This window comes from Neobacillus niacini (assembly GCF_023715785.1).
GTDB lineage: Bacteria > Bacillota > Bacilli > Bacillales > Cytobacillaceae > Neobacillus > Neobacillus niacini_E.
Window position 1 is genome coordinate 1 of sequence record NZ_JAMBOX010000027.1, and the last position, 24,575, is coordinate 24,575.

Genomic DNA, 24,575 nt, shown 5'->3' on the forward strand with positions numbered 1-24,575 from the left:
CAAAAATGGATCGAAACCTAGGGGTGGAGTTGGGGCCTTGACAGTTTCGTTCATATCAGGAGGCTCCCAGGCACGCCCGCGGAAAGCGAAGTGCCTGGAGCGCAAATCAACAGACATATCGAATAGTTTTTGATTAATATCATCATAACAAATTAACGCGGTGAATTGTTAAAGTGGTTATATATAATAAAGGCTGTCGAAAGTTTCTCGACAGCCTCTTTCTTTTTTATGCTATAATGTCCAGGGTTTTTACCAATCGTCGCCATTCGTTTTCGGGCGATAGAGGCGGAAATTGCCGGATTCCAAGCGGAGATTCGTTTTTTCCTTGATCCGTTCGTCGCAGTGTTGGCACATATAAGTATGAATCGGGCGGTTACGAAGGCGCTTTGCAACCGGAGACTCATCCTCTATTGTTTCTATTTTATCGCATAATACGCATTTTACTCTCATTTGGGCACCTCTTTAAATTGTCTGTTACTATATTTGTTATTATACTATACCACGCAGCCGGGTTGAAGAATATAACGGGTTGTTTAAGTTGATGAATAAATGGGATAGTAGTAATATGAGAATATCTGTTTTACAGAAGTACATAGGAAAGCAAAGGGGTTGTAAACATGGCTAATCAAGTGGAACCAAGGTTGTTAAAGCCATTATACGATGAACTGCAAAAGGAAAGGTTTGTAACTTTGGCGACGATTGATTTTGAAACAGGAGGTCCGAATGTCAGCGCGATTTCCTGGGTGTTAGCCAAGGATGAGGAAACAATTTATATAGCTGTTGATAACAGGTCAAGGATCCTTGAAAATATCAAAAATAACAAACAGGTTGTAATTAATATCATCGCCAATGAATCAACATATTCGATTTCAGGAACCGCTCGGCAAAAACAGGAAAGATTGCAGGATGTACCATTAAAGCTTGGGTTAGTAGAAGTCAATATTAAAGAGGTAAGGGATGTCATGTTTTATGGCTCCAAAATTGTTACTGAAGTGGAATATGACAAAACCTATGATAAAAATGCTGCCGAAAAATTGGACAGGCAGGTTATGGATGCTATGAGAAAAGCTTAGTGTATTGACACTAAGCTTTTTTTCTAGCCATTGCTATTGGGTTACTTATGGTGATTGGATTGGTCTTCCTGTTCTTTTTTTAATTCCTTTTCTTCATCTGCCGGCAGTTTTTTATCCGGTTTTTCTGTAGCATTTTTCGGATTAGGGGTAATGATGTCTCCAGGGACTTGCGGCATTAAGCGTCCTGATATTTCCGCCAATTCCTCCATGATCCCGCTTAATGGTCTCCCATTTTGAATATTTGCATTAATGTCCTTTAGGCGCTGGTTTATATCCGCGTCGGCTACAACTACCGCACTGGCTCCGTGGGGATCCTTTTTTAAGCTTTCGGCAACAGTATATTTTATTGTCCCCACTTGGGACCGGTCAATCTTGGCATTAACATCAATACCAACAATTGCATATTTCCCCAGGACGACAGCGGTTGCGTCATTGACGTTTGGGACACTTGTGGCAAGGTCAACGAGATGTTTGGAAATTTCCTGGCCGGATTTGCGGTCAACATTGTCAATATAGCTGTTTTTTACTTTTACTAAAGATTGATTAGCCTGATCGGCACTATTATTTTTATCGGTATTGCATCCTGTGAGTGCCAGGCAAATTCCTGCAATCATGAAAATCCTTTTCATAAAAACCCTCCATAAAAGCATAATCAATTGCCGAAATAAAGGAGCAATTTGTTATGATAATGAGTTTCCGTATTAACATTTATTGTGCGGAATACCTTCTATCTTTATTCCAGTAAACATATATTTTACCAAAGTGCCTATTGGCTTGTTTAGTAACCTGAACAACCCTACACCAAGTAATGCAGGAGGCGTCGCTTTGAGTAAAATATACGTGTTAGATACAAACGTTTTATTACAAGACCCGTATTCCATTTTCTCCTTTCAAGATAATGAAGTAGTAATTCCTGCTGTCGTTCTCGAAGAAGTGGACTCAAAGAAACGATACATGGATGAAATTGGCCGGAACGCCAGGCATGTATCTAGATTAATTGATGGTCTGAGAGCTTCAGGGAAGCTTCATGAGAGAATACCACTCGAAAACGGAGGGACAATCAGAATTGAATTAAATCACCGGTCATTTCATGAACTGCAGGATATTTTTGTTGAAAAAACAAATGATAACCGCATTTTGGCGGTGGCTAAAAATCTTTTTTTAGAAGAACAGACAAAAGAAAACGGGAAACCGGTTATTCTCGTAAGCAAGGATGCCCTGGTCAGAGTCAAAGCTGATGCTATCGGCCTAGATGCAGAAGATTTTCTAAATGATCGCGTGGTAGAAATAGATTCAATTTATACTGGGTTTCAGGAAGTGTTTGTGCCAATTGACCTGGTAAGCCGCTTTTATGAAAAAGGAGAGCTTTTTCTTACAGAAATACCTAATCACCGCTTTTATCCTAATCAATTTCTGATTATAAAGGATGTGCTTGGCAGCTCGGCATCGGCAGTTGGCATTGTTAATAAAACAGGCACAAAAGTGACAAAACTGGCAATAAATCAAGAGCACGTATGGGGAATTCATCCGCGTAATGTCCAGCAGACGATGGCGATTGAATTATTGCTGCGAAAGGATATTCCGCTTGTCACCTTAATCGGCAAAGCAGGAACAGGAAAGACATTACTGGCACTTGCAGCGGGATTGCTGCAGACAGAAGATTTCCATGAATATAAAAAGCTATTGGTGGCGAGACCTATTGTTCCGGTGGGAAAAGATTTAGGATTTTTGCCGGGGGAAAAGCAAGAGAAGCTAAGGCCATGGATGCAGCCCATTTATGATAATCTCGAATATTTATTTAATACAAAAAAACCTGGAGAACTTGATGCCATTTTAGCAGGTATGGGATCGATTGAGGTTGAGGCATTGACCTACATTCGCGGCAGAAGTCTGCCAAAGCAATTTATTATAATAGACGAGGCCCAGAATCTGACAAAGCATGAGGTGAAAACGATTATAACCAGGGTAGGTGAGGATAGCAAAATTGTTTTGATGGGCGACCCGGAGCAAATTGATCACCCCTATCTCGACGCCTACAATAACGGCTTGACTTATGTGGTGGAAAAATTTAAAAATCAAGTTATTTCAGGACATGTCAAACTGTTGAAGGGTGAAAGATCCGGCTTGGCAAGGCTTGCTGCCGATTTACTTTAGCTCCGATACCACAAAAAAACGGGCTTCGAGCCCGTTTTTGCTTGCAAAGTTTTTATTTGACAGTAAATCCTTTAACATTTTTAATTGGGTTTTCACGGTTGGAACCGTCTCCAAAATAAACGTGAACAGGTCCATCAGCAGTGAGCTGTTTACCTTGATCGGAAAATGCGAAAATTAGCTCTGATGCTTCGCTGAGGGAAACCTCATAATCATTGTCGTTTGTATGGATCATGAGGATTGAGGCATCACTGTCAGGCTCGGAATTTTTCAAAAAGGGCTTAAAAGGAATGCCGAAGGTACCGGTCATCATTTTTTGTTTTTCATAAATCCGCTCTGTTTTTAATGTTGGCGGGAACACGGCGCCCTCCATTATTTCTCGGTCCCAATGCTTCGAAACAGCTTTTGTATACTCCTCATCTGCATTTGTCGCCTGCTTATTTGTTGAAAAGTAGGTTGTCAAATCAATTCTGCGGTCATCGAATATCCAAACGCTTGGGTCGAGTGTCAATGGGTATTTTACTTTACCTGAAAGTTTCATGATATTTTCCATGTCTATTCCTCCTAATCTGCACACCATTTAGTATAGCTTTTTTTGGCGAAAATGTCATAAACTTGGCCGCTGACTGTAATAAACCTCATAGTTCTTGCAATTTTCCTGTTTTGGCGGTAAAATTTATAGATAAGTTGTATAATCGCTCTGAACTGGGGGGATCAATGTTGGCGTCTGAAATGATCGTGAATCACCAAGAAAAAGCCTTTGCCTTATTGCAGGCTGACGCTGAAAAAATCTTAAAGCTTATTAAAGTGCAAATGGACAATCTCACGATGCCTCAATGTCCTCTTTATGAAGAGGTGTTGGATACACAAATGTTTGGCTTATCCAGAGAGATAGACTTTGCTGTTCGTTTAGGCTTAATTGATAGTAAGGATGGAAAAGCGATTTTAGATACATTGGAAAGAGAATTATCGGCACTGCATGACGCATCATTAAGAAAATAAACAGCTAAAACTCAAACAATGGCTATTGATTGTTTGAGTTTTTTATTATAGAATAAACCCAATATTTTTTTGCCGATCTTTTCAGAATATTCCTCACAGAAGTCTTGAAACAAAATAACATTTCCTCAAGTCACAGTCTATTTTTTCTATTATAATAGAATGGTATAAAATCAATTATTAAAAATGAGGACGTCTTTCATGGGTAGAAAAATATTAAAATCGTATGATTATTCACTGATTATAGCCATAATCCTATTATGTATTTTTGGTTTGGTAATGATCTACAGCTCGAGCATTGCTTGGACTGTTCAAAAGTACCATTATCCAAGTGACTACTTTTACCAAAAACAAAAGATATGGCTGTTATTATTTTCAGTAGTTTTTGTGATTGCAGCGATTGTTCCCTACAAAATAATGAAATTTACTAAGGTTATGGTATTGATTGTTCTGACATCTCTTGTATTGCTATTGGGATTATTCTGGTTTGGTGATGTCACCAACGGGGCACGAAGCTGGTATTTGATTGGTTCATTTAAATTTCAGCCTTCGGAATTTGTTAAATTGGCTGTTATCATTTATTTAGCTGCCATTTATGCCAAAAAGCAGTCTTATATTAATCATTTTAATAAAGGTGTCATGCCACCCATAATATTTTTATTTATTGTCTGCTTTTTAATTATCCTGCAGCCGGACTATGGAACCGCTAGTATTATTGGTTTTATTGCATGTATGGTCATTTTCTGTTCGGGGATGAGTTTTAAAACAATCGGGAAGCTTTTGCTTATGGCTCTTATTGTATTGGTTCCCCTTGTTTTTGCCGCAAAGGGCTATATATTTTCTGAAAAACGGCTTGCGCGATTCCAAGTGTTGGAAAACCCGTTTGCCGAGGAATATGTACAGAAAGCTGGCTATCACTTGGCGAATTCCTATATTGCCATCGGTTCAGGTGGGATAAATGGGTTAGGATTGGGTAAGAGCATTCAAAAGCTTGGTTACCTGCCTGAAGCCCATACGGACTTTATTATGGCTGTAATCGCCGAGGAGCTGGGAATCTGGGGAGTGGGGTTTGTTATTCTATTGCTTGCTTATATTGTTTTGCGAGGAATTTATATTGGCCTACAATGCAAGGACCCCTTCGGCAGCCTGCTGGCTATTGGTATATCAAGCATGATAGGAATTCAATCTTTTATTAATCTCGCTGGTGTATCCGGAGTGATTCCTCTTACCGGAGTTCCGCTCCCTTTTATCAGTTATGGCGGTTCATCTCTATTGATGCTGGCTGCCGCTTCCGGGATTCTGGTTAATGTATCGATGTTTGTAAAATATGAAAAAAAATTTAAACCCGTACAAGCCGTAACTGACAAAAAGCCTGTAACAAAAGATGGAAAGGTATTTTATATTTAATCAAACGCGGGGGCTTTTGCGCCTCCCGCGTTTTTAAAAATAAATAGAAACAGAGGTGCTAGTAGTTGGCAAAACAAATAAATAAGATATTGGTCGCAAACAGGGGAGAAATCGCCATCAGGGTTTTTCGCGCCTGTACTGAACTGAATATTCGGACTGTTGCAATTTATTCTAAAGAGGATTCCGGCTCCTATCATCGCTATAAGGCAGATGAAGCCTATTTGGTCGGTGAAGGAAAAAAACCAATCGATGCCTATTTAGACATCGACGGCATTATTGAGATTGCCAAAAAAAGCGGTGCTGAAGCCATTCATCCCGGCTATGGATTTTTATCTGAAAATATCCATTTTGCCAGACGCTGCGAACAGGAAGGGATTATTTTTATCGGCCCAACCTCCAATCACTTGGATATGTTCGGGGACAAGGTAAAGGCTAGGCGGCAAGCCGAACTTGCTGGAATACCGGTTATTCCCGGGTCAGACGGGCCTGTAAATGGACTTCATGAGGTTATTGGCTTTGCCGAAACCCATGGTTATCCAATCATCATTAAAGCGGCGCTCGGCGGCGGCGGCCGAGGGATGAGAATAGTTAGAAGCCAGGAGGAAGTCAAGGAAGCATTTGAGCGGGCAAAGTCCGAAGCCAAAGCTGCGTTCGGCAGTGATGAGGTATACCTTGAAAAATTAATTGAAAATCCAAAGCATATTGAGGTGCAAATTATCGGCGATAAGAGCGGCAATATTGTCCATCTTTATGATCGTGACTGTTCCGTGCAGCGCCGCCATCAAAAAGTTGTCGAGATTGCCCCAAGCGTATCGTTATCTGAAGGATTAAGGGAAGAAATTTGTGCTGCGGCCGTAAAATTGATGAAAAATGTCGACTACCTAAATGCCGGTACAGTGGAATTTCTTGTCTCAAAAGATGAATTTTATTTTATTGAAGTGAACCCTAGAGTACAGGTTGAACATACGGTTACCGAAATGGTAACGGGGATTGATATCGTACAGACACAAATTCTTGTGTCCGAGGGTCATGAATTGCATGGACCGATTATCGGCATTCCGGTACAAGAGCAGATTAAGCTTAATGGTTTTGCCATTCAGTCACGTGTTACAACAGAAGATCCGCTAAATAATTTTATGCCCGATACAGGGAAAATCATGGCTTATCGCTCAGGCGGTGGGTTTGGAGTCCGGCTGGATGCGGGGAATGGGTTCCAAGGAGCTGTCATTACTCCATATTATGATTCCCTCCTTGTCAAGCTATCGACCTGGGCGTTATCCTTCGAGCAAGCTGCAGCCAAAATGGTCAGAAACTTGCAGGAATTTAGAATTAGGGGGATAAAAACCAATATTCCGTTTTTGGAAAATGTCGTTAAGCATCCAAAGTTTCTAAATGGGGAATATGACACTTCCTTTATTGATAATACTCCGGAGTTGTTCCTGTTCCCGGTACGTAAAGACCGTGGAACAAAAATGCTCTCCTATATCGGGACTGTAACCGTAAACGGTTTTCCTGGAATTGAAAAAAAGAAACGGCCTGTATTTGCCAAGCCGAGAATCCCGGCTGTCCCATTTGACCTATCCACTAAGCAGGGAACCAAACAAATTTTGGACCAACACGGCGCCGAAGGTCTGGTTGAGTGGGTTAAAAACCAAAAGCAAGTGTTATTAACGGACACCACATTCAGGGATGCGCATCAATCCCTCCTAGCCACAAGAATGCGGACAACCGACATCGCCCATATTGCTGAACCAACCGCAAAGCTTTTGCCTAATCTGTTTTCATTCGAGATGTGGGGCGGGGCTACCTTTGATGTTGCCTACCGCTTTTTAAAAGAGGATCCATGGGACAGACTCTTGAAATTAAGAGAGAAGATTCCAAATGTTATGTTCCAAATGTTAATCCGCGGCGCAAATGCGGTTGGCTATAAAAACTATCCGGATAATTTAATTCAAGAATTTGTTGCCCAGTCAGCTTCTGCAGGAATCGATGTATTTCGGATATTCGACAGTTTGAACTGGGTAAAAGGGATGGAGGTTGCCATTCAATCAGTTAGGGACACCGGGAAGATAGCTGAGGCTGCCATTTGCTATACCGGAGATATTTTAGACCCGACAAGAACGAAATACAATCTTGACTATTATAAAAATCTAGCCAAAGAGCTTGAACAGCAGGGAGCACACATTCTTGGAATCAAGGATATGGCCGGGTTATTAAAACCGGAAGCCGCCTACCGCCTGATTTCCGAATTAAAAGCAACTGTTAATATCCCGATCCACCTTCATACTCATGACACGAGCGGAAATGGAATTTTCACCTATGCCAGGGCCATTGATGGTGGAGTGGATATCGTCGACACCGCGTTAAGTACGATGGCAGGCTTAACCTCTCAGCCAAGTGCCAATTCATTGTATTACGCTCTCGAAGGGACGGAACGTAAACCGGCAATAAATATTAATGCCCTTGAAAAGCTGTCGCATTACTGGGAGGATGTCCGGAAATATTATCAAGACTTTGAGTCCGGCATGATGTCACCGCATTCCGAGATATATCAGCATGAAATGCCAGGAGGACAATACAGCAATTTACAGCAGCAGGCGAAAGCTGTCGGTTTGGGCGAACGCTGGGAAGAAGTCAAGGAAATGTATTCCAGAGTAAATCAAATGTTCGGAGATATAGTCAAAGTGACACCATCCTCAAAAGTAGTCGGCGATATGGCTCTGTTCATGGTTCAAAATGAGTTAACCGAGGAAGAGGTATTAGTAAGAGGTGCTTCGCTCGACTTCCCAGATTCTGTCGTTGAATTGTTTGAGGGATATCTGGGCCAGCCGCACGGCGGATTCCCTGAGGAACTGCAAAAGGTAATATTAAAAGGGAAAAAACCGCTTGAAGTCCGTCCGGGTGAATTACTTGAATCGATTGATTTTGAAAAGCTTAAGCAAGAACTATTTGATGAACTTGGCAGACAAGTAACCACATTTGAAATTATTTCTTATGCTTTGTATCCAAAAGTTTTCTTGGACTATTTGAAAACAGCCGAAGCTTATGGCAATATTTCTGTTCTTGATACGCCAACCTTCCTGTATGGTATGCGTTTGGGAGAAGAAATTGAGGTTGAAATTGAAACGGGGAAAACTTTGATTGTAAAGCTCGTTTCCATTGGTCAGCCGCATGCGGACGGAACCAGAGTAGTATATTTTGAGTTAAATGGCCAGCCGCGTGAAGTAGTCGTGAAGGATGAAAGCATTAAAGCAACAGTAGTATCAAGACTTAAAGGCGATCCGAAAAATGAAAGTCACATTTCTGCGTCCATGCCAGGCACTGTCATAAAGGCATTGGTTGAAAAAGGGGAGCGGGTTGAACGAGGCGATCATTTAATGATTACCGAGGCAATGAAAATGGAAACGACCGTCCAGGCTCCATTCTCCGGCGTTGTGAAGGAGATTTACGTTAAAAGCGGTGAAGCCATCCAGACTGGTGACTTAATGCTCGAACTGATAAAAGGCTAACACCAATAAAAAAGGCTGACTTTATTAAGTCAGCCTCAGATTGTCGAGAAAGGGTATATTTCTCGGCAATTTTTTTCATGTTCTGGCAAGATGCGGTTAGAAGAGCCTGCTCACTTGCTTTTTTTATTCCCCGCAACCGGCAGAAGTCTACATATTTATCAATTAAACGAAGAGGGTGATCATCCGGAACACTAATTCATCAATAGACACAAATTCAAACACATTTTGGCTGGACTCTTTAGGCTTAAACATTGAATTTACCACTTATTTTTAATAATTATTGGTTGAGTTTCTTAACTTATTAATAACCACCTGATGATTTGCGCGGAAGGCACGAAGACTCCTGCGGGAGTACGGGGCAGTGGGAGACCCCGCAGGCGCTTGCGCCGAGGAGGCTCCCAGGCACGCCCGCGGAAAGCGAAGTGCCTGGAGCGCAAATCAACAGACATATCGAATATTTTATTTATTAATATTATTATATTTAATTAACGCGGTGAATTGTAAAGGTGAGTAAATAAAATAATAGGCTGTCGAAAGTTTCTCGACAGCCTGAGTCTGACTTTATTAAGTCAGACTCTTTTGTTATTATGGTTCTTCTTGGACCTTGAATACAAGAGAATAAAATAGCTTAAAACACCAAACAGGCAGGTAATAAAGAAGGCATGAAGCAAGGCGACATAAAGGTTTAGCCTAGTGAAAATGATAAAAGCTCCTGCGATTACCTGGAGACTTACTAGAATAAATGAGATAATCCAACCCCAATATAGTACCTTTTGGGTTTTGTAATGGCGAATGGCTAGGATGGTTATATATCCAATCCAAAGGAATATCAGACCAGCGGCGGCTCGGTGTCCCATTTGAACCCATTCATATAGATTGCTGGGAAGTGCTGGGGCATCGTTTAAACAAAACGGCCAATCTCGGCAAATAAGACTTGATTTTGTATGGCGGACCAATGCACCGGTATAGATGACAAGATAACTATAGGCGGTTACCGCGATAATATGAAAACCCATTCGTTTGTCGATATAAACTTTTTCTGCTTCAAACTTCTTATCAATCTCAAATATAAGCAATGTCAATAAGAAAACAGCAGCAAAAGATATAAGTGAAATCCCAAAATGCAGGGCCAGAACAAAAGAAGATTGTCCCCAGAGAACGGCTGCTGCCCCAATGAGTCCCTGTAAAACTAAAAAGAAAAAAGACAAAAATGAAAGAAATTTAGTCTCTCTTATATGTCCAATCGCCTTCCATGACCAAATGGACAAAACTAACACCAGAATCCCTACAACACCTGAGACTAGCCTGTGGGCAAATTCAATAACTAATTCTGGGGTGATTTCAGTGGGGAGGAACTTTCCGTTGCATAACGGCCATGATCTCCCGCAGCCCATTCCAGAGCCGGTTTTTGTAACCAATGCTCCACCTAGTAAAATTAAAATCATTCCGATGGTAGTGGCGACTGCCAGCCACTTCAAAGAACGTTGCAAGAAACCCACCTCTTAAAAGTTCAATAATTTGTCAAAAAAAATTCTTGACAGTATAATGGATAAAAAAAGTAGACCGATAAAAAGTACCTAATCCATCATAACGAATTCTGGCGAAAAAGAACAGAATTTCGGACTAAGATGTTGAGGATATTTAAAAATGGGCTGAGGCATTTGAATAACATTCAATTAACACTATTATTATAGTGGAAAACGTAATAACTCCGATAACAGCCTGCTGTAAATAAATATGAAAGAATCTTTTCTCAAGAGAAAAATATATTATTTAGATCCATCATACAATAAAGCTTTAAAACAGAATGAATAAATACATAGAAATTTTTTGTAATAATATTTTAATTTATAGTGATTTTTATTTAAAAGATATTATAAAATAGAGACATGTTATGATAAAAATCACGTTGTCACAATTTGGTCAAAAATTATTCAAAAAAAATTCACAAAAACTTCGCAAAGTGTGATTTAATATACAGAGAAAGTGTTGTTTAAAATGATGTGTTTTATCTGATATATATATATGGGAATTATTGGCTTATCAAGATTGGGAGGAGAATATTGAATGTCTAATTCAAAGGCTGCCATTGATAATGGTCTGACAAGCCTGGATTCAGTTGCAGAAAAACCCTCTGCATGGAATGACTTTATGGCCCTTATTAAAATTGGGATCGTAAATTCAAACCTAATCACCACTTTTACCGGTTTATGGCTTGCACTTCATTTCACTGGACAGAGCTTTTTAAATAATTTGGATGTTATTTTTTTCACAGTGGCAGGTTCGTCGCTTATCATAGCCGGCTCTTGCGCGATTAATAATTATGTCGACCGAGATATTGATCATTTAATGGATCGGACCAAAGCAAGACCAACCGTCACTGGAAAAATACTCCCGTTGAAAGTTCTAGGACTGGGAATTATCCTGATTGGTCTGGGAACACTGTTTTTATTCTTCACTACAGTAACTGCAACAGTTATTGGACTGCTTGGAGTTTTTAGTTATGTTGTTCTTTATACACTTTGGTCGAAGCGCCAATTAGTCTCGAACACGATTATTGGCAGTTTCTCCGGTGCTGTACCGCCGCTGATTGGCTGGGCTGCTGTTGATGCCAATCTAGATATCATTGCCTGGCTGCTATTTGCGCTCATGTTTATCTGGCAGCCACCGCACTTCTACGCTTTAGCGATGAGAAGGGTAAATGAATACAGGGCTGCCGGCATACCAATGCTTCCAGTAGTCAAAGGCTTTAAAGCTACCAAAAAGAGCATCTTGCTTTGGGTGGCCGCACTATTGCCAATACCATTTTTTCTTCACGATTTGGGAATCCCATTTCTAATCCTGGCAACTGCGTTAAATATCGGTTGGCTGGCATTGGGGATTTATGGATATAAGATCAAAGATGACATTAAGTGGGCAAAACTAATGTTTGTTTATTCTATTCAATACTTAACTATTATTTTTGTGGCAATGGTTGTTGTTACATTAATTTAGTTTTGCTTTCGAGGCGCATGACTGCCTCACTCTACATACTTCTTTGGTCCAACATTAAATTAAGAATTTACACGAAAGAGGGGTTTGATTAAGCATGAAAAGGTTTGCAAAATGGCGTTTAATTTCGCTGTTTGCGATTTTGGCGCTGGTCCTTTCCGGTTGTGGCGAACCGTTCCTTTCCACATTACAGCCTGCCGGAGAAGCTGCTGAAATCCAGTACGATTTAATGAAGTTAAGTACGTACATTATGGTTGGAGTTATCCTTGTTGTTTTTATTATTTTTGTGATTGTTTTTTTCAGGTTTAGAAGAAAGGATGACCGAATTCCAAAACAGGTGGAAGGAAGTCATAAATTAGAAATCATCTGGACAGTTATTCCGATTTTGCTGTTATTGTTACTTGCTGTACCAACAGTATCAGCTACCTTTAAACTTGCTGATGTGAAAGAAATGGATAAGGAAAAATCAGATGCCCTGGTTATTAAGGTCCGCTCTCATTTATATTGGTGGGATTTTGAATATCCAAAACAGAAAATTGTAACAGGCCAAGATTTAGTCGTTCCAACTAACGAAAAGGTTTATTTTGATTTAAAATCCTTGGATGTGAAGCACTCATTCTGGATTCCGGCAGTAGGCGGGAAATTGGATACGAACACTGAAAACGTGAATAAATTCTGGCTCGTATTTGATGAAGAAAAAGCCAATGAAGCAGGGAATCTTTTTTACGGTAAATGTGCTGAGCTTTGCGGACCGTCACATGCTTTGATGGACTTTAAAGTAAAAGCCATGCCTCGTGCTGAGTTTGATGCATGGGTAAAAGATATGCAGGCTGTAAAAGAACCGAAAAAAGCGAAAACTGATTTGGCTGCCCAAGGACAGGAGCTTTTTAATCAAAGCTGTATCGGCTGTCATGCTGTAACGCCGTCAAACCAAATGCCGGACACAGCAAGAATGGCACCAAACCTAACAAACTTTGGTGAAAGATCTCGTGTAGCAGGTATTTTGGATCATAATAAAGAAGAGTTGAAAAATTGGCTTCGTGATCCTGAAAAATATAAACCAGGCAACTTAATGACTGATAAATATCCAAAATATGATGAACAACAGCTAGAAGCCCTTGCGGAATACCTAATGGGCCTAAAAGTTCAGGAATAATTGGGGTAATGGTTGAAAGGGAGGTAAAATTGTGAGTACCTTGACTCAAAAAAAGGGGTTTGGTGCGACTATATGGGACTTTTTAACAACTGTCGACCATAAAAAGATCGCGATCCTATATCTCTTAGCAGGTGGATTTTTCTTCATAGTGGGAGGTATCGAGGCTGTTTTAATCAGGATGCAGCTTGCGGTGCCGAATAATGATTTTGTAAGTGCAGGTACTTTTAATGAAATTATTACCATGCACGGAACGACGATGATATTCCTTGCGGCTATGCCGATTTTATTGGGCTTTATGAATGCGGTAATGCCTTTGCAAATTGGTGCCCGTGATGTGGCGTTTCCATTCGTTAATGCACTTGGATTTTGGTTATTCTTCTTTGGTGGCGTGTTCTTAAACCTTTCCTGGTTTTTGGGCGGTGCGCCAGATGCTGGCTGGACTTCCTACGCCTCACTTGCAATTCACTCCAAAGGACATGGAGTTGACTTTTATGTACTCGGTTTGCAAATTTCAGGTTTAGGGACTTTAATAGGTGGGATTAACTTCCTGGTTACTATTATAAACATGCGTGCTCCAGGAATGACATACATGAGAATGCCGCTATTTTCTTGGACAACGTTTGTTGCATCGGCATTAATTTTATTCGCTTTCCCTCCGTTAACAGTTGGTCTTACTTTAATGATGTTTGACCGCATGTTTGGTTCGAATTTCTTTGTTGTTGCTAATGGAGGTAACACCGTAATTTGGGAACATTTATTCTGGATATTTGGACACCCTGAGGTATATATTTTAATACTTCCGGCATTTGGGATTTTCTCGGAAATTTTCTCTACTTTTTCAAGAAAACGGTTATTCGGATACTCATCGATGGTATTTGCCACAGTATTAATTGGTTTCCTAGGGTTCATGGTTTGGGCTCACCACATGTTTACAACTGGTTTAGGCCCAGTGGCCAATGCGATCTTTGCTGTTGCAACAATGGCAATTGCTGTTCCAACGGGCATAAAAATTTTCAACTGGCTGTTCACTATGTGGGGAGGCAGCGTGAAATTTACGACTCCAATGTATTGGGCGTTTGCGTTTATTCCTTCGTTCGTAATGGGTGGGGTAACAGGGGTAATGCTTGGTACTGCACCGGCAGATTATCAATATCATGACAGTTATTTCGTTGTTGCCCACTTCCACTACGTTATCGTTGGTGGTGTCGTATTTGGTATTTTTGCCGCAACCCATTACTGGTGGCCAAAAATGTTCGGTACGATGTTAAATGAAACTCTTGGAAAAATTACCTTCTGGTTATTCTTTGTCGGCTTCCATTTAACATTCTTTATTCAACACTTTTTGGGACTTTGGGGAATGCCGCGACGGGTGTTTACGTTCTTGCCAGGTCAAGGATATGAAACTTCCAATATGATAAGTTCCATTGGTGCGTTATTTATGTCACTAGGTGTGATTGTGCTTCTAATTAACGTTGTTATGACATCTGTGAAAAATGTAAAGGTTGGCAACGATCCATGGGAAGATGGAAGAACACTTGAATGGACGATTCCGTCACCGCCGCCATTCTATAACTTCAAGCAGCTTCCGCTTGTACGCGGCCTTGATCCGTTATGGTTAGAAAAGACAGCGGGTAAGAAAGGCATGACACCAGCAGAACCACTTGGAGATATTCATATGCCGAATTCTTCCTTTATTCCATTCATGATTTCATTTGGATTATTCTTTGCAGCTTTTGGTGTTTTGTATAATGGTGAAAAGTCATGGGCGGTACCAGTGATCATAATTGGATTACTGATTACCTTTGGATCCATGCTAGTACGTTCTGTAAAAGACGATCATGGCTTCCATATTCATAAAGAGGAATTAATGGATGAAAATGATAAGGGGGTTAAGGCATAATGCACGCTGAAGAAAAATTAACTTACGAAACATGGCCTGCAGAGCCGGAGAGATCCACCCTTGAAGCAAAAAATAAATTTCTTGGTTTCTGGTTATTTCTAGGGGGAGAGACAGTTCTTTTCGCTTCTCTCTTTGCCACCTACCTGGCATTAAAGGATAAGGTACCTAGTCCTGAACATGCTTTGGCAAAAGATTTATACGATTTGCCGCTCACATTTGTCGCAACCATGCTCCTATTAACAAGCTCGTTGACAAGTGTATACGCAATGTACCATATGAAAAACTTTAACACCCAAAAGATGATGCTGTGGCTTGGTGTTACAGTGGCATTAGGTTTAGGATTCTTAGGCTTGGAGATTTACGAGTTTAGCCACTATGTTCATGAGTTTGGCCATACGTTTACAAGCAGTGCCTTTGGTTCGGCATTCTATACGTTAGTCGGCTTCCATGGTGCCCACGTTACCTTCGGACTTGCATGGATTTTGGCACTTATACTCCGTAACTATAAACGCGGTTTAGACTTGTATAACGCACCTAAATTCTATGTGGCCAGCCTATATTGGCACTTTATTGACGTTGTTTGGGTATTTATCTTTACTGTAGTTTATTTAATGGGAATGGTGGGATAAAACTTATGGCAAATCAACAATTAAATTCACGTAACCCACGAGTTGATCTTGAGTATCGCCGCCGGAAAAGTGCAGAAGAGATGAGATACCAGGTTGTTTCCTTTTCGCTGATGATTTTCTTAACATTGGTGGCTTTCGCGGCAGTTGCTATTAAGGGATTTACCGCTTGGTTTACCGCTCCGTTTATTGTACTATTAGCTTTCGTTCAGGTGATATTTCAGCTATATTATTTCATGCATATGAGTCATAAAGGTCATGAGGCACCATCATTATTCCTTTATTTTGGTTTATTCTTTGCATTAGTTATGGCATTGGCATTCATGACCATCATTTGGTGGTAATGAGAAACAAAAAAGAAAATCGGCAATGTGCCGATTTTCTTTTTTAGACATGAATATTCGGGAAGGTTCATTTTTTGCTTGTTAAATTTGCCAAGGGTATAATAAGGGTAATGATTCTTTCTAATACAATAGAGGTGATATATAGTGCTGGCATTAGATATTTTCGGATTTAAAGCACTCTGGAGCCCATACTTTTTACTGTTTATGGCAGCTATTACTGCAGGCTATTTTTTGCTTACTATAAAATACCGGCATCTGTTTCCTGGCAGTGAAAAATTAACAAAACAACAGATTTTCTTATTTTTATTGTCAATGGCACTTATTTACGCTATTAAAGGTTCTCCCTTAGATGTCTTGGCCCATTTGATGTTTTATGTTCATATGATTCAAATGGTTGCCCTGGTGTTACTTATCCCGCCACTATTAATTTTTGCTATTCCTGTTTGGGTATGGAGAAAGCTTTTGGAGTTCAAGGTCATTAACTCCTTATTAACGTTTTTCACAAAACCGCTAATCGCTTTAATTGTCTTTAATGGGTTATTTTCGTTTTACCATATTCCATTAATTTTTGATCATGTCATGCAAAGTTTTTGGATGCATACCGCCTACACCCTTGTCTTGTTTGTAGTGGCCGTCTTTATGTGGTGGCCATTGCTCAATCAGGTGCCGGAGCACCAAAATTTGAGCGGCCTAAAGAAAGTGGCCTACATTTTTGCGGATGGAATTCTGATCACACCAGCTTGTGCCCTAATCATCTTTGCCGATACATCACTTTATGCAACTTATTCAGATCCTGCCGTTTGGGGCAAGGTGATGGCCTTATGTGTCGGATCGGCAAACTTTGCCAGCCTAAATTTAAGCGGCCCCGAATTGTTTAGCTCGATGTCTTTGGTTCATGATCAGCAGCTTGGGGGGGTTCTGATGAAGGTGATGCAAGAAGTGATTTATGGCGCGATTCTAGCCAGAGTATTTTTTGAATGGTTCCGCAAGGATCAAGCAGAAGCTGAAGAGATCATGAACCATAACTTCAATCCATCGCCAGTGAAATAATCTCCCAATATCAGGGGGATTATTTATTTTCCTGCATCCGTTGAAAAAAAAGCGCGGGTACTCTACTATTATGGTAGAATACATAAAAAAGAGAGGAACCGAAAATGGACTCATTACCAATCTTGCCTACAATTAGTACAACTTTTATTGTTTTAAGCGGTATAACAGTTGCAATTGGCTGGCGGCAAATATACAAGAGGAAAATTGAGCAGCACAGAAAGACAATGACTTTAGCTGCAGTTTTTGCACTTATTTTCTTTGTCATTTATGCATCAAGAACAGTTTTTATAGGAAATACTGCGTTTGGCGGGCCGGACGATATCAAAATCTACTACACCATCTTTTTGATTTTTCATATCACATTGGCTACGCTTGGTGCAGTCCTCGGAGTCTTGTCGTTACTATCCGGATATAAAAATAAGCTTTCCTTTCACCGTAAGCTTGGCCCGTTTACTAGTATTGTCTGGTTTTGTACCGCCATCACCGGTGTAGCAGTCTATTTGCTGTTGTATGTTTTTTATCATGGCGGCGAAACGACATCTATGATTAAGGCAATTCTCGGATTTTAAGCAATGGCAGAACAAAGGGCACATGAACTAGTCATGTGCCCTTTTTGTTTTTTATTCCGCAAATTTGCTGATTTCGTTTTTAACGTCTTCAATAATCTTTTTGCATTGGTTCACAAGTGATGCTGGGAAATTCTCGCCTTCACCATACTCGACCCCATGTGGATAATAGTGCTTTCCAAGCAGCGGAGTCATTAATTGAATCATTGCTTTGAAGGTATCGACATCTCCTTCTACTGCATAGCCTTGAAGGCGAAGGTAGAATGTTCCCTCCCTCATTTCAAACTTGCGGTCGTATGTAACCCGTTCATAGTCCCACTGTCCTGCACGAACCAATTTATGGGCTTCCATTACCTCATCCAAACGATTGAGTTCTGCCTTCATTTTTTCAATTCCGGTATTTTCAAATTTCATGATAAACTCCCTCCTAAAACGCTGCCATTCCCCTTTGTTTAATTGGTGGATTTATAGCAAGATGAATTCATTTTTAATAATAGATGAAAAAGGAATAACTTGCAATGAATTCAATAACGAATAAATCAATAGAATTGTGAAAATGCTATTAGGGAAAACAGAAAATCTCCGGAGGCGATAGGATGGAAAGAATTCGCGATATTATGACTAATGATGTTGAGTGCTGCACTTTGTTGGATAATGTGTATGAGGTTGCAGTAAAGATGAAGGAACTCAATGTCGGTGCGATTCCGATTGTCGACCAGGATAAACTTGTCGGAATGATCACCGATCGGGATATCGTCATTAGAGGTGTAGCGGAAAAACATCCGGGATCAACAAAAGTTGAAGATATTATGAGTGATAAACTTATTACTGTTACGCCCGAGGCTACCAGCAGGGATGCAGCCAAGTTGATGGCAGAGCATCAAATTCGCCGGCTTCCTGTAGTCGAAAATGGGAAGTTGGTTGGCATTGTTTCACTCGGGGACTTTGCAATCAGGGAATTAACAGATGACCAGGCGAAGCAGGCACTAACGGAAATATCGGAACAAAATTATAATGGGGTTCAGCACTAAATTATTATTCTTCAAAATAGGTTACTTCTTTTAAACAGGTACAAAAAGTACCTGTTTTCTTTATCTGCCTATATATATCAGATTTTTTTGATATCATCTATTACTAAATTCGTTATAAATGATATAATTATTTTAACAGTACGTATAATGATAGAGAAAGAAATAGAGAGGGGGTAAACCTCTGCGAGCCTTATTTAGAATTTTGATTCTTTCAGCTGTAATCTTAACTATCGCATTTTATGCTGGGATAAATGAAAAAAATCAGGATCAGGTTTTAGTTAAAGAGGATCATACATTGGAAATGGAACAGTCTTGGTCAACTAGTAATGATCAGGGCCAAAAAAGAAAAGTTTCCGAAAAGCCTGCCGAAGGAATTTCACTATTGATAGGCAAAAGCCTGACTGACCTGCTAAATGAACTAGGACCGCCCCAGCGAATTGATGAGACGCTTTATGGTTATCAATGGTATATCTATAATCTGGATTATAATCGTTATGCACAGGTCGGCGTTCAAAATAACCAAGTTGTAACGGTATTTGCGCTCGGGGAGAATTTAAATGTTGCCCCGTTTAAGATCGGCCAGCCGGTGGAGGAAATATTTATCACGCAATTTATAGATACTAATATTAATATTGAATATAATGGAAATTCTTATCGGTTTGAACTGAATGATAATGACCTTAATCTCCGGCCAATGGTACAATTGGGCGATATATATGTTCAGCTTTATATAGATAAGTTTACCGGAACGCTTTCCAGTGTCCGCTTTTTAACGGCAGAAACATTAATTAAACAAAGGCCATACGAATTGGTGTATCGTGGGGAGCTGATTGAGGCTGCGGTTCCCACTGAGGAAATGTGGGACTCGATTCAATCTGGAGCGGAACAGGAAATTTTTGAAATCACCAATGTACTAAGAATGCGGCATCAATTGACGCCGCTTAAATGGGATGAAAGTACGGCGGATGTCGCCTATGGGCATAGCAAGGATATGGCGGAAAACAATGACTTTTCCCATGAATCGAGAACATTTGGCAGTCTTACCGACCGCTTAAATCGGGCAGAGGTAGTCTACAAGGCGGCGGGGGAGAATATTGCCGCAAATTATACGGATGCACCGGCTGTCGTTGAAGGCTGGCTGAATAGTAAAGGCCATCGGGAGTCTCTGTTAAATAAAGACTTTACCCATTTAGGAGTCGGGGTTTATCAAAAGTATTATACCCAGAATTTTATTCAAAAGGCGGAAGAATGATTTAAGGAGACAGGGACAGAAAATCTGTCCCTATTTGATTTTATAACCTACTTTTCTCTCTTTTATATTCATTAAATAGAAATGTATTGCCCTCCCAGCTTCCGTAAACAGTGATTATTTCGCCGACGGAAAAGTTGTCCGGTTCCGTGTCTTTCGTGAGAGGAGACATTTTTTTTACGGTTATAGCCTTGCCGTCTGTTTGCAATGAAAGTATTTGGACGTAAAGATAGCGATTGTAGTAATAACGCTGTTTTTCGGCACGAACCCCTTTTATTATCCCTTTTAAAACGGCCTCATGGGCAATATCACCAGCTGCAAGCCATTTTTGGTCATACTCTTTCATTTCTTTCTTGGTAAGCCAATAAAAATAAAAGCAAACAATCGGGATTAAGATGGCAGTGACCATTACGTTAACTCTCCTTGAATCATTTTGGAATGATAAAGAACGTACCTGTTGCGTGGGCGATTTTTTTTCCATCACTTCGAAAAGCTTCGCCCGAAATGACGACTGTTTTTGTTCCGTGATGAATAATCTCCGCGCAGCAGCGCAACTGGTCGCCAATTCCGGGAGCAATATAATGGATATTTAATTGATTGGTGACAGCCCCAAATCCTTCTGGAAGTATATAATTTGCCAGAGAGCCCATTGCTGTATCGAGCACGGTCGCTGTGATACCGCCGTGGACGATATTCAAATTATTGTGAATGGCAGGATTAATCGGGATAACGATTTCACAAGTATCATTGTCGATTTTTCTTTCCATATGAAGCAGCTCGCCGATATAAGAGTCGCTGTTCCGTTCGATTCTCTTTTGAATCCCTTGTAAAAGTATATTCAGCACCTGTAAATCTGTCTCCGTGCCATTTTCGATACATGATTCTAAAAGTTGTCTTAACTGATCAGTCATTTTGTTTACCTCTTTCGTTACTATTTCATAACACATCTTAACACTTCCTATTGTAATTATAAATATTTTATCCTGCTTAACGGTTTCACCTTTTTCGATTTGTATCATATTTTAAATATGGGATTAATATGGGCTGAGGTGAGAACAATGGCACAAAAAAAATTGCACCCTTCCGTACTAAAATTTAAAGAGTTCGTAAAAAGCAATCCGACTATTATCCAAGAGGTAAGGAAAGGCAATGCCACCTGGCAGGAATTATATGAGGACTGGTATTTGTTGGGGGAGGATGACAAACGCTGGGAATCTATAGGGACAGACAAAAAGGATACCGCCAAAAATGAAAAAGAAGGCAAGGGTGACTTTATGTCGAATGTGATGGGGATGTTCAAGAATTTGGACCCAAATCAAATGCAAACATACCTTCAAAATGCGAGTGAGGCCGTAGCAGCCGTTCAAGGGCTGCTGGCACAATTTCAGGGTACTAATAGCCAAAATAATCAGGTAAAACCACCCGAAGCACCGCCGCATCCATTTTCCTTTAGACAAGATTAAATAAAAGGGGTAAATCAGATGAGAAAAGAGGTACTGGATTATTTGGAAGGGCAGAAGGATCTAAAACGATTTATTCGGGAACAGCCAATGTGGTATCGGAAATTGTCGAGAAACCCTTATGATATACAGGCGTTCGAGGTGGCATCGCTGCACCATTATAAAAAGACAATTCCGCATCAGGTAGAAAAATTCTCCTATGGCGTTCAAATGGCGACAATGATGTTTTCCATGTTTCAAGCCATGAAAAATCAAAACTGACAAGGGCACATTGCAGATCGGTGTGGCCTTTTTATTTTGGTTAAAAAATTATTTACGGGCAAACAATACAGTCATAAGGAGTGGTGCGCCATGAATAAGTTTTTGCAAGTTTGTTTTTTAATCCTATTGACTGGCTTTTTTTCAGAATGGTTCCTTCTTGACACGGAAGCGGCTCCCAAGGAATTTCCCTCTCTTTACGTTAATTACGAAACAAAGGGCAACCAGATTCTTGTTGAATGTATTGTCGGAGGCATCAGTTTTCGTGAACCGGAACATCCCGGGCAAAAGACAGGCAAAATCATTATTTGGGTAGACGGGCAAAGAAGGTCGGAGGAAGCGCAAGCGGCATTTATTATAAAAGGACTCTCACCAGGCAGTCATAAAATCAGAATTGAAGTGGTGAGTTTAAAAAATGAGCCATATGGCCTCAAGAAGGAATTCTTGGTAAATATCCCTAAATAAACGGAAATTTTCGCTTTCTCCAGGTTTTCATGTTAAAATGGCTTTGGAGGTGGGCGAAAAGTGCTTGCTACATTAGAAAGAATTGAATTACTGGAGTACGCCGAAGATTTGGCAAAAATGATCCTTGAATCGGACGTAGCCGAACAATACCGGATCAGTTTATATAAATTGCAATCAAGCCGCGAGGCACAAAATAAAATAAAACGGTTTGCCAGCTTGAAGGAGCTTTATGAAGAAGTCCAGAGGTTTGGCAAGTACCATCCTGACTATAAACGAGTGATGATGCAAGTCCGTGAATTCAAACGGGACATGGATTTGGACCCGCATGTGGCAGACTTCAAATTGGCGGAAAATGACCTGCAAAGCTTGTTGGATGAAATAAGCCTGCTTATCGGAGGAGCCGTTTCTAAACATATAAAGGTTCCTACAGGAAACCCCTTCTTTGATAATGGTCACGGAAGTGGCTGCGGCAGCGGTGGAAGCTGCGGGTGCGGGTGAAAAATATCAGCTTGAATCCAGGCTGATTTTTTTATTTGATTTGCCAGATGCGGTTAACTAGAGGAAAGTTTGAATTGATATATTGTGGTTTCATATGCTAGACTTATGTAAAATGATGGTTATGTTAAGGGGAAAATCGTATGTTTATGCAGAGGCAAGGATTAGTCATTTGGCTTTATTCGTTGAAACAAGCGAAGATGCTAAGACGATTTGGCAACGTCCATTATGTATCGAAAAGACTAAAATATGTGGTTTTATATTGCAATCAGCATGAAGTGGAAGAATTGATCGATAAGCTGTCCGCTTTTTCGTTTGTAAAAAAAGTTGAACCTTCTTATAAGCCATTCCTCAAAATGGAATACGAGAATTCAGCGCCTGATAAAGCAAAAGAATATGATTATAAAATGGGAATCTAAAAGGTGAGGGCAAACATCCTCACCTTTTTTAATGGTTTTGATTGCAATAAAAAAACCCCGTGGATTTCCACAGGGTCCTTCTAATTCCCAAAAAAGGATAGAAGGCAAAGGGAGAGGAGAAACCGGAGGAAGAACTTATGGGGAAACGTAAGTCTTCTCCGCGGTTGGCAACAACATCCTCGAATTGATGTTGTTACTTACATTATTTCCACATCAAACAAGCTTATACGTCTTTTTTAAAAATTTCCCTTCCGGCTTCCTTTGTCTGTACCGATGGCGATCCAATTTGAGTTTGTTTGTCTATATTTTATAAATTATGATAGGATGGATATTGAAAATTTATTTTCATGAAAAATGTGGTGATATGTTGTGAGAGTAGTTTCTGGAGTTTATAAAGGAAAACCTCTTAAAGCCGTTCCGGGGACTTCAACAAGGCCGACAACGGACAAAGTAAAGGAAGCTATTTTTAATATGATTGGTCCGTATTTTGATGGCGGCATTGGCTTGGACCTGTTTGCGGGCAGCGGCGGTTTGGGGATAGAAGCCTTAAGCAGGGGATTGGAAAAAGTTGTCTTTGTTGACCGTGACGGCAAAGCGATTCAAACCATCCGAGAGAATATTGGCTCTTGTAATCTCGAAGAGCAAAGTGAAATCTACCGAAATGATGCCGAGCGTGCCCTTAAGGCGTTAGTTAAAAGAGAAATCCGGTTTGATTATATTTTTTTGGACCCGCCCTATAAAAAACAGCAGCTTATCAATCTGATGGAGAAAATCGATGAACATAATTTAGCAAATGCAAACAGTATAGTTGTCTGTGAGCATAGTTTTGACGTAGAATTACCTCAAGCGGTTGGGCATTTTGTGCGGATGAAACATGAAAAATATGGCATTATTGCTGTTACAATTTATTCAAGCGTAATTGAAGAATAGGGGGAGTCATTTTGGCAAGTATCGCCGTTTGTCCGGGAAGTTTTGATCCAATTACATATGGTCATTTGGATATTATTCGCAGAGGGGCCAAAGTGTTTGATAAGGTCTATGTTGTCGTGTTAAATAACTCATCCAAGAACCCGCTGTTTACTGTCGAAGAAAGAATCAGCCTTATACGAGAAGTGACAAAGGATTTTCCGAATGTAATGGTCGACGAGTTCTCCGGCCTGCTCGTGGATTATGCCAAGAGTGTAAATGCCACTACGATTCTTCGTGGCCTGCGGGCTGTTTCCGACTTTGAGTACGAAATGCAAATTACATCGATGAACAGATATTTAAACGATCATGTTGAAACCTTTTTTATGATGACCAACAATCAATATTCCTTCTTAAGCTCAAGTATTGTCAAAGAAGCAGCAAAATACAACGGAAACATCTCCGGCCTAGTACCGCCAGCAGTAGAAAAGGAACTTAAGAAAAAATACAAAGAATAGAT

At 40.3% G+C, this 24,575-nt stretch carries 28 protein-coding genes; 21 read left to right on the forward strand and 7 right to left on the reverse strand.

Annotated features, from left to right (window positions below; all coding sequences use genetic code 11):
* Positions 1-249: 249 nt before the first annotated feature.
* Positions 250-450 (reverse strand): YlaI family protein, encoded by a 201-nt coding sequence (locus tag M3234_RS27080; protein WP_262307647.1) that lies wholly within the window; start codon positions 448-450, stop codon positions 250-252.
* Between the two features lie 167 nt (positions 451-617).
* Here M3234_RS27080 and M3234_RS27085 point away from each other — a divergent pair, with 167 nt between their 5' ends.
* Positions 618-1,073 (forward strand): pyridoxamine 5'-phosphate oxidase family protein, encoded by a 456-nt coding sequence (locus M3234_RS27085; protein ID WP_262307648.1) that lies wholly within the window; start codon positions 618-620, stop codon positions 1,071-1,073.
* Between the two features lie 41 nt (positions 1,074-1,114).
* On the opposite strand, the gene M3234_RS27090 is transcribed toward M3234_RS27085, so the two are convergent.
* Positions 1,115-1,702 carry a YhcN/YlaJ family sporulation lipoprotein gene (locus tag M3234_RS27090; protein WP_262307649.1) on the reverse strand — a complete coding sequence of 196 codons (588 nt, stop codon included), beginning with the start codon at positions 1,700-1,702 and terminating at the stop codon, positions 1,115-1,117.
* A gap of 196 nt (positions 1,703-1,898) precedes the next feature.
* Between M3234_RS27090 and M3234_RS27095 the strand changes: the two genes are divergently transcribed.
* On the forward strand, positions 1,899-3,227 hold the full coding sequence (locus tag M3234_RS27095) for a PhoH family protein (RefSeq protein WP_262307650.1): 1,329 nt from the start codon (positions 1,899-1,901) through the stop codon (positions 3,225-3,227).
* Positions 3,228-3,279: 52 nt separating this feature from the next.
* Here M3234_RS27095 and M3234_RS27100 read toward each other — a convergent pair whose 3' ends face one another.
* Positions 3,280-3,777, reverse strand: coding sequence for a molybdopterin-binding protein (locus M3234_RS27100; RefSeq protein ID WP_262307651.1), 498 nt, complete (start codon positions 3,775-3,777; stop codon positions 3,280-3,282).
* A 167-nt stretch (positions 3,778-3,944) separates the two neighbouring features.
* Here M3234_RS27100 and M3234_RS27105 point away from each other — a divergent pair, with 167 nt between their 5' ends.
* From M3234_RS27105 to pyc, 3 genes are all read left to right on the forward strand, one after another.
* Positions 3,945-4,226 carry an Fpa/YlaN family protein gene (locus M3234_RS27105; RefSeq protein ID WP_262307683.1) on the forward strand — a complete coding sequence of 94 codons (282 nt, stop codon included), beginning with the start codon at positions 3,945-3,947 and terminating at the stop codon, positions 4,224-4,226.
* 198 nt (positions 4,227-4,424) lie between these two features.
* Positions 4,425-5,630, forward strand: coding sequence for an FtsW/RodA/SpoVE family cell cycle protein (locus M3234_RS27110; RefSeq protein ID WP_262307652.1), 1,206 nt, complete (start codon positions 4,425-4,427; stop codon positions 5,628-5,630).
* A 65-nt stretch (positions 5,631-5,695) separates the two neighbouring features.
* Positions 5,696-9,139, forward strand: coding sequence for a pyruvate carboxylase (gene pyc, locus M3234_RS27115; RefSeq protein WP_262307653.1), 3,444 nt, complete (start codon positions 5,696-5,698; stop codon positions 9,137-9,139).
* 569 nt (positions 9,140-9,708) lie between these two features.
* On the opposite strand, the gene M3234_RS27125 is transcribed toward pyc, so the two are convergent.
* Positions 9,709-10,629: a COX15/CtaA family protein gene (locus M3234_RS27125; protein ID WP_262307654.1), complete on the reverse strand. Its 921-nt coding sequence runs from the start codon at positions 10,627-10,629 to the stop codon at positions 9,709-9,711.
* A gap of 577 nt (positions 10,630-11,206) precedes the next feature.
* Between M3234_RS27125 and cyoE the strand changes: the two genes are divergently transcribed.
* From cyoE to M3234_RS27160, 7 genes are all read left to right on the forward strand, one after another.
* The gene (cyoE, locus tag M3234_RS27130; protein WP_262307655.1) at positions 11,207-12,133 is read left to right on the forward strand and encodes a heme o synthase; all 927 of its coding nucleotides are present in this window, start codon (positions 11,207-11,209) and stop codon (positions 12,131-12,133) included.
* 94 nt (positions 12,134-12,227) lie between these two features.
* Positions 12,228-13,286, forward strand: coding sequence for a cytochrome c oxidase subunit II (gene coxB, locus M3234_RS27135; RefSeq protein ID WP_262307656.1), 1,059 nt, complete (start codon positions 12,228-12,230; stop codon positions 13,284-13,286).
* Between the two features lie 31 nt (positions 13,287-13,317).
* A complete protein-coding gene (gene ctaD / locus M3234_RS27140) occupies positions 13,318-15,186 on the forward strand; it encodes a cytochrome c oxidase subunit I (protein WP_262307657.1) in 1,869 nt (622 codons plus the stop codon).
* A complete protein-coding gene (locus M3234_RS27145) occupies positions 15,186-15,815 on the forward strand; it encodes a cytochrome (ubi)quinol oxidase subunit III (RefSeq protein ID WP_262307658.1) in 630 nt (209 codons plus the stop codon). Before ctaD ends, M3234_RS27145 begins: the two co-directional genes overlap by 1 nt.
* Positions 15,816-15,820: 5 nt before the next feature.
* The gene (gene ctaF / locus M3234_RS27150; protein ID WP_262307659.1) at positions 15,821-16,156 is read left to right on the forward strand and encodes a cytochrome c oxidase subunit IVB; all 336 of its coding nucleotides are present in this window, start codon (positions 15,821-15,823) and stop codon (positions 16,154-16,156) included.
* A gap of 144 nt (positions 16,157-16,300) precedes the next feature.
* Positions 16,301-17,206 (forward strand): cytochrome c oxidase assembly factor CtaG, encoded by a 906-nt coding sequence (ctaG, locus tag M3234_RS27155; RefSeq protein WP_311315702.1) that lies wholly within the window; start codon positions 16,301-16,303, stop codon positions 17,204-17,206.
* Between the two features lie 104 nt (positions 17,207-17,310).
* A complete protein-coding gene (locus M3234_RS27160; protein WP_262307660.1) occupies positions 17,311-17,775 on the forward strand; it encodes a DUF420 domain-containing protein in 465 nt (154 codons plus the stop codon).
* 51 nt (positions 17,776-17,826) lie between these two features.
* Here the strand turns inward: M3234_RS27160 and M3234_RS27165 are convergent, their stop codons facing one another.
* Positions 17,827-18,186, reverse strand: a complete 360-nt coding sequence (locus M3234_RS27165) for a YugN-like family protein (protein WP_262307661.1) — start codon at positions 18,184-18,186, stop codon at positions 17,827-17,829.
* Positions 18,187-18,368: 182 nt separating this feature from the next.
* Between M3234_RS27165 and M3234_RS27170 the strand changes: the two genes are divergently transcribed.
* Positions 18,369-18,803 (forward strand): CBS domain-containing protein, encoded by a 435-nt coding sequence (locus M3234_RS27170; RefSeq protein ID WP_262307662.1) that lies wholly within the window; start codon positions 18,369-18,371, stop codon positions 18,801-18,803.
* Positions 18,804-19,104: 301 nt separating this feature from the next.
* The gene (locus M3234_RS27175) at positions 19,105-20,055 is read left to right on the forward strand and encodes a CAP domain-containing protein (protein ID WP_262307685.1); all 951 of its coding nucleotides are present in this window, start codon (positions 19,105-19,107) and stop codon (positions 20,053-20,055) included.
* A gap of 40 nt (positions 20,056-20,095) precedes the next feature.
* On the opposite strand, the gene M3234_RS27180 is transcribed toward M3234_RS27175, so the two are convergent.
* A complete protein-coding gene (locus M3234_RS27180) occupies positions 20,096-20,461 on the reverse strand; it encodes a hypothetical protein (protein ID WP_262307663.1) in 366 nt (121 codons plus the stop codon).
* Between the two features lie 19 nt (positions 20,462-20,480).
* Entirely contained in the window at positions 20,481-20,963 is a 483-nt protein-coding gene (locus tag M3234_RS27185) for a PaaI family thioesterase (protein ID WP_262307664.1), read from the reverse strand.
* Between the two features lie 147 nt (positions 20,964-21,110).
* On the opposite strand from M3234_RS27185, the gene M3234_RS27190 reads away from it, so the two are divergent.
* The 7 genes from M3234_RS27190 to coaD all read left to right on the forward strand — a co-directional run bounded on the left by M3234_RS27190 (position 21,111) and on the right by coaD (position 24,573).
* Positions 21,111-21,515, forward strand: coding sequence for a YlbD family protein (locus M3234_RS27190; RefSeq protein WP_262307665.1), 405 nt, complete (start codon positions 21,111-21,113; stop codon positions 21,513-21,515).
* Positions 21,516-21,533: 18 nt separating this feature from the next.
* Positions 21,534-21,773, forward strand: coding sequence for a YlbE-like family protein (locus M3234_RS27195; protein ID WP_066318056.1), 240 nt, complete (start codon positions 21,534-21,536; stop codon positions 21,771-21,773).
* A gap of 90 nt (positions 21,774-21,863) precedes the next feature.
* Complete coding sequence (locus M3234_RS27200; RefSeq protein ID WP_262307666.1) at positions 21,864-22,235, forward strand: hypothetical protein; 372 nt, start codon at positions 21,864-21,866, stop codon at positions 22,233-22,235.
* Positions 22,236-22,295: 60 nt separating this feature from the next.
* Complete coding sequence (locus tag M3234_RS27205; RefSeq protein WP_262307667.1) at positions 22,296-22,733, forward strand: YlbF/YmcA family competence regulator; 438 nt, start codon at positions 22,296-22,298, stop codon at positions 22,731-22,733.
* Between the two features lie 140 nt (positions 22,734-22,873).
* Positions 22,874-23,149 (forward strand): YlbG family protein, encoded by a 276-nt coding sequence (locus tag M3234_RS27210; protein WP_262307668.1) that lies wholly within the window; start codon positions 22,874-22,876, stop codon positions 23,147-23,149.
* Positions 23,150-23,518: 369 nt separating this feature from the next.
* On the forward strand, positions 23,519-24,079 hold the full coding sequence (gene rsmD, locus M3234_RS27215; protein WP_262307669.1) for a 16S rRNA (guanine(966)-N(2))-methyltransferase RsmD: 561 nt from the start codon (positions 23,519-23,521) through the stop codon (positions 24,077-24,079).
* Positions 24,080-24,090: 11 nt separating this feature from the next.
* Positions 24,091-24,573, forward strand: coding sequence for a pantetheine-phosphate adenylyltransferase (gene coaD, locus M3234_RS27220; RefSeq protein ID WP_066318076.1), 483 nt, complete (start codon positions 24,091-24,093; stop codon positions 24,571-24,573).
* Positions 24,574-24,575 lie beyond the last annotated feature (2 nt).

Coding starts and splice junctions, on each gene's coding strand:
- M3234_RS27080 (WP_262307647.1), bottom strand. CDS start 450: ATGAGAGTAAAATGCGTATTATGCGATAAAATAGAAACAATAGAGGAT.
- M3234_RS27085 (WP_262307648.1), top strand. CDS start 618: ATGGCTAATCAAGTGGAACCAAGGTTGTTAAAGCCATTATACGATGAA.
- M3234_RS27090 (WP_262307649.1), bottom strand. CDS start 1,702: ATGAAAAGGATTTTCATGATTGCAGGAATTTGCCTGGCACTCACAGGA.
- M3234_RS27100 (WP_262307651.1), bottom strand. CDS start 3,777: ATGGAAAATATCATGAAACTTTCAGGTAAAGTAAAATACCCATTGACA.
- M3234_RS27110 (WP_262307652.1), top strand. CDS start 4,425: ATGGGTAGAAAAATATTAAAATCGTATGATTATTCACTGATTATAGCC.
- cyoE (WP_262307655.1), top strand. CDS start 11,207: ATGTCTAATTCAAAGGCTGCCATTGATAATGGTCTGACAAGCCTGGAT.
- coxB (WP_262307656.1), top strand. CDS start 12,228: ATGAAAAGGTTTGCAAAATGGCGTTTAATTTCGCTGTTTGCGATTTTG.
- M3234_RS27145 (WP_262307658.1), top strand. CDS start 15,186: ATGCACGCTGAAGAAAAATTAACTTACGAAACATGGCCTGCAGAGCCG.
- ctaF (WP_262307659.1), top strand. CDS start 15,821: ATGGCAAATCAACAATTAAATTCACGTAACCCACGAGTTGATCTTGAG.
- M3234_RS27160 (WP_262307660.1), top strand. CDS start 17,311: ATGGACTCATTACCAATCTTGCCTACAATTAGTACAACTTTTATTGTT.
- M3234_RS27165 (WP_262307661.1), bottom strand. CDS start 18,186: ATGAAATTTGAAAATACCGGAATTGAAAAAATGAAGGCAGAACTCAAT.
- M3234_RS27170 (WP_262307662.1), top strand. CDS start 18,369: ATGGAAAGAATTCGCGATATTATGACTAATGATGTTGAGTGCTGCACT.
- M3234_RS27175 (WP_262307685.1), top strand. CDS start 19,105: ATGGAACAGTCTTGGTCAACTAGTAATGATCAGGGCCAAAAAAGAAAA.
- M3234_RS27180 (WP_262307663.1), bottom strand. CDS start 20,461: ATGGTCACTGCCATCTTAATCCCGATTGTTTGCTTTTATTTTTATTGG.
- M3234_RS27185 (WP_262307664.1), bottom strand. CDS start 20,963: ATGACTGATCAGTTAAGACAACTTTTAGAATCATGTATCGAAAATGGC.
- M3234_RS27190 (WP_262307665.1), top strand. CDS start 21,111: ATGGCACAAAAAAAATTGCACCCTTCCGTACTAAAATTTAAAGAGTTC.
- M3234_RS27195 (WP_066318056.1), top strand. CDS start 21,534: ATGAGAAAAGAGGTACTGGATTATTTGGAAGGGCAGAAGGATCTAAAA.
- M3234_RS27200 (WP_262307666.1), top strand. CDS start 21,864: ATGAATAAGTTTTTGCAAGTTTGTTTTTTAATCCTATTGACTGGCTTT.
- M3234_RS27210 (WP_262307668.1), top strand. CDS start 22,874: ATGTTTATGCAGAGGCAAGGATTAGTCATTTGGCTTTATTCGTTGAAA.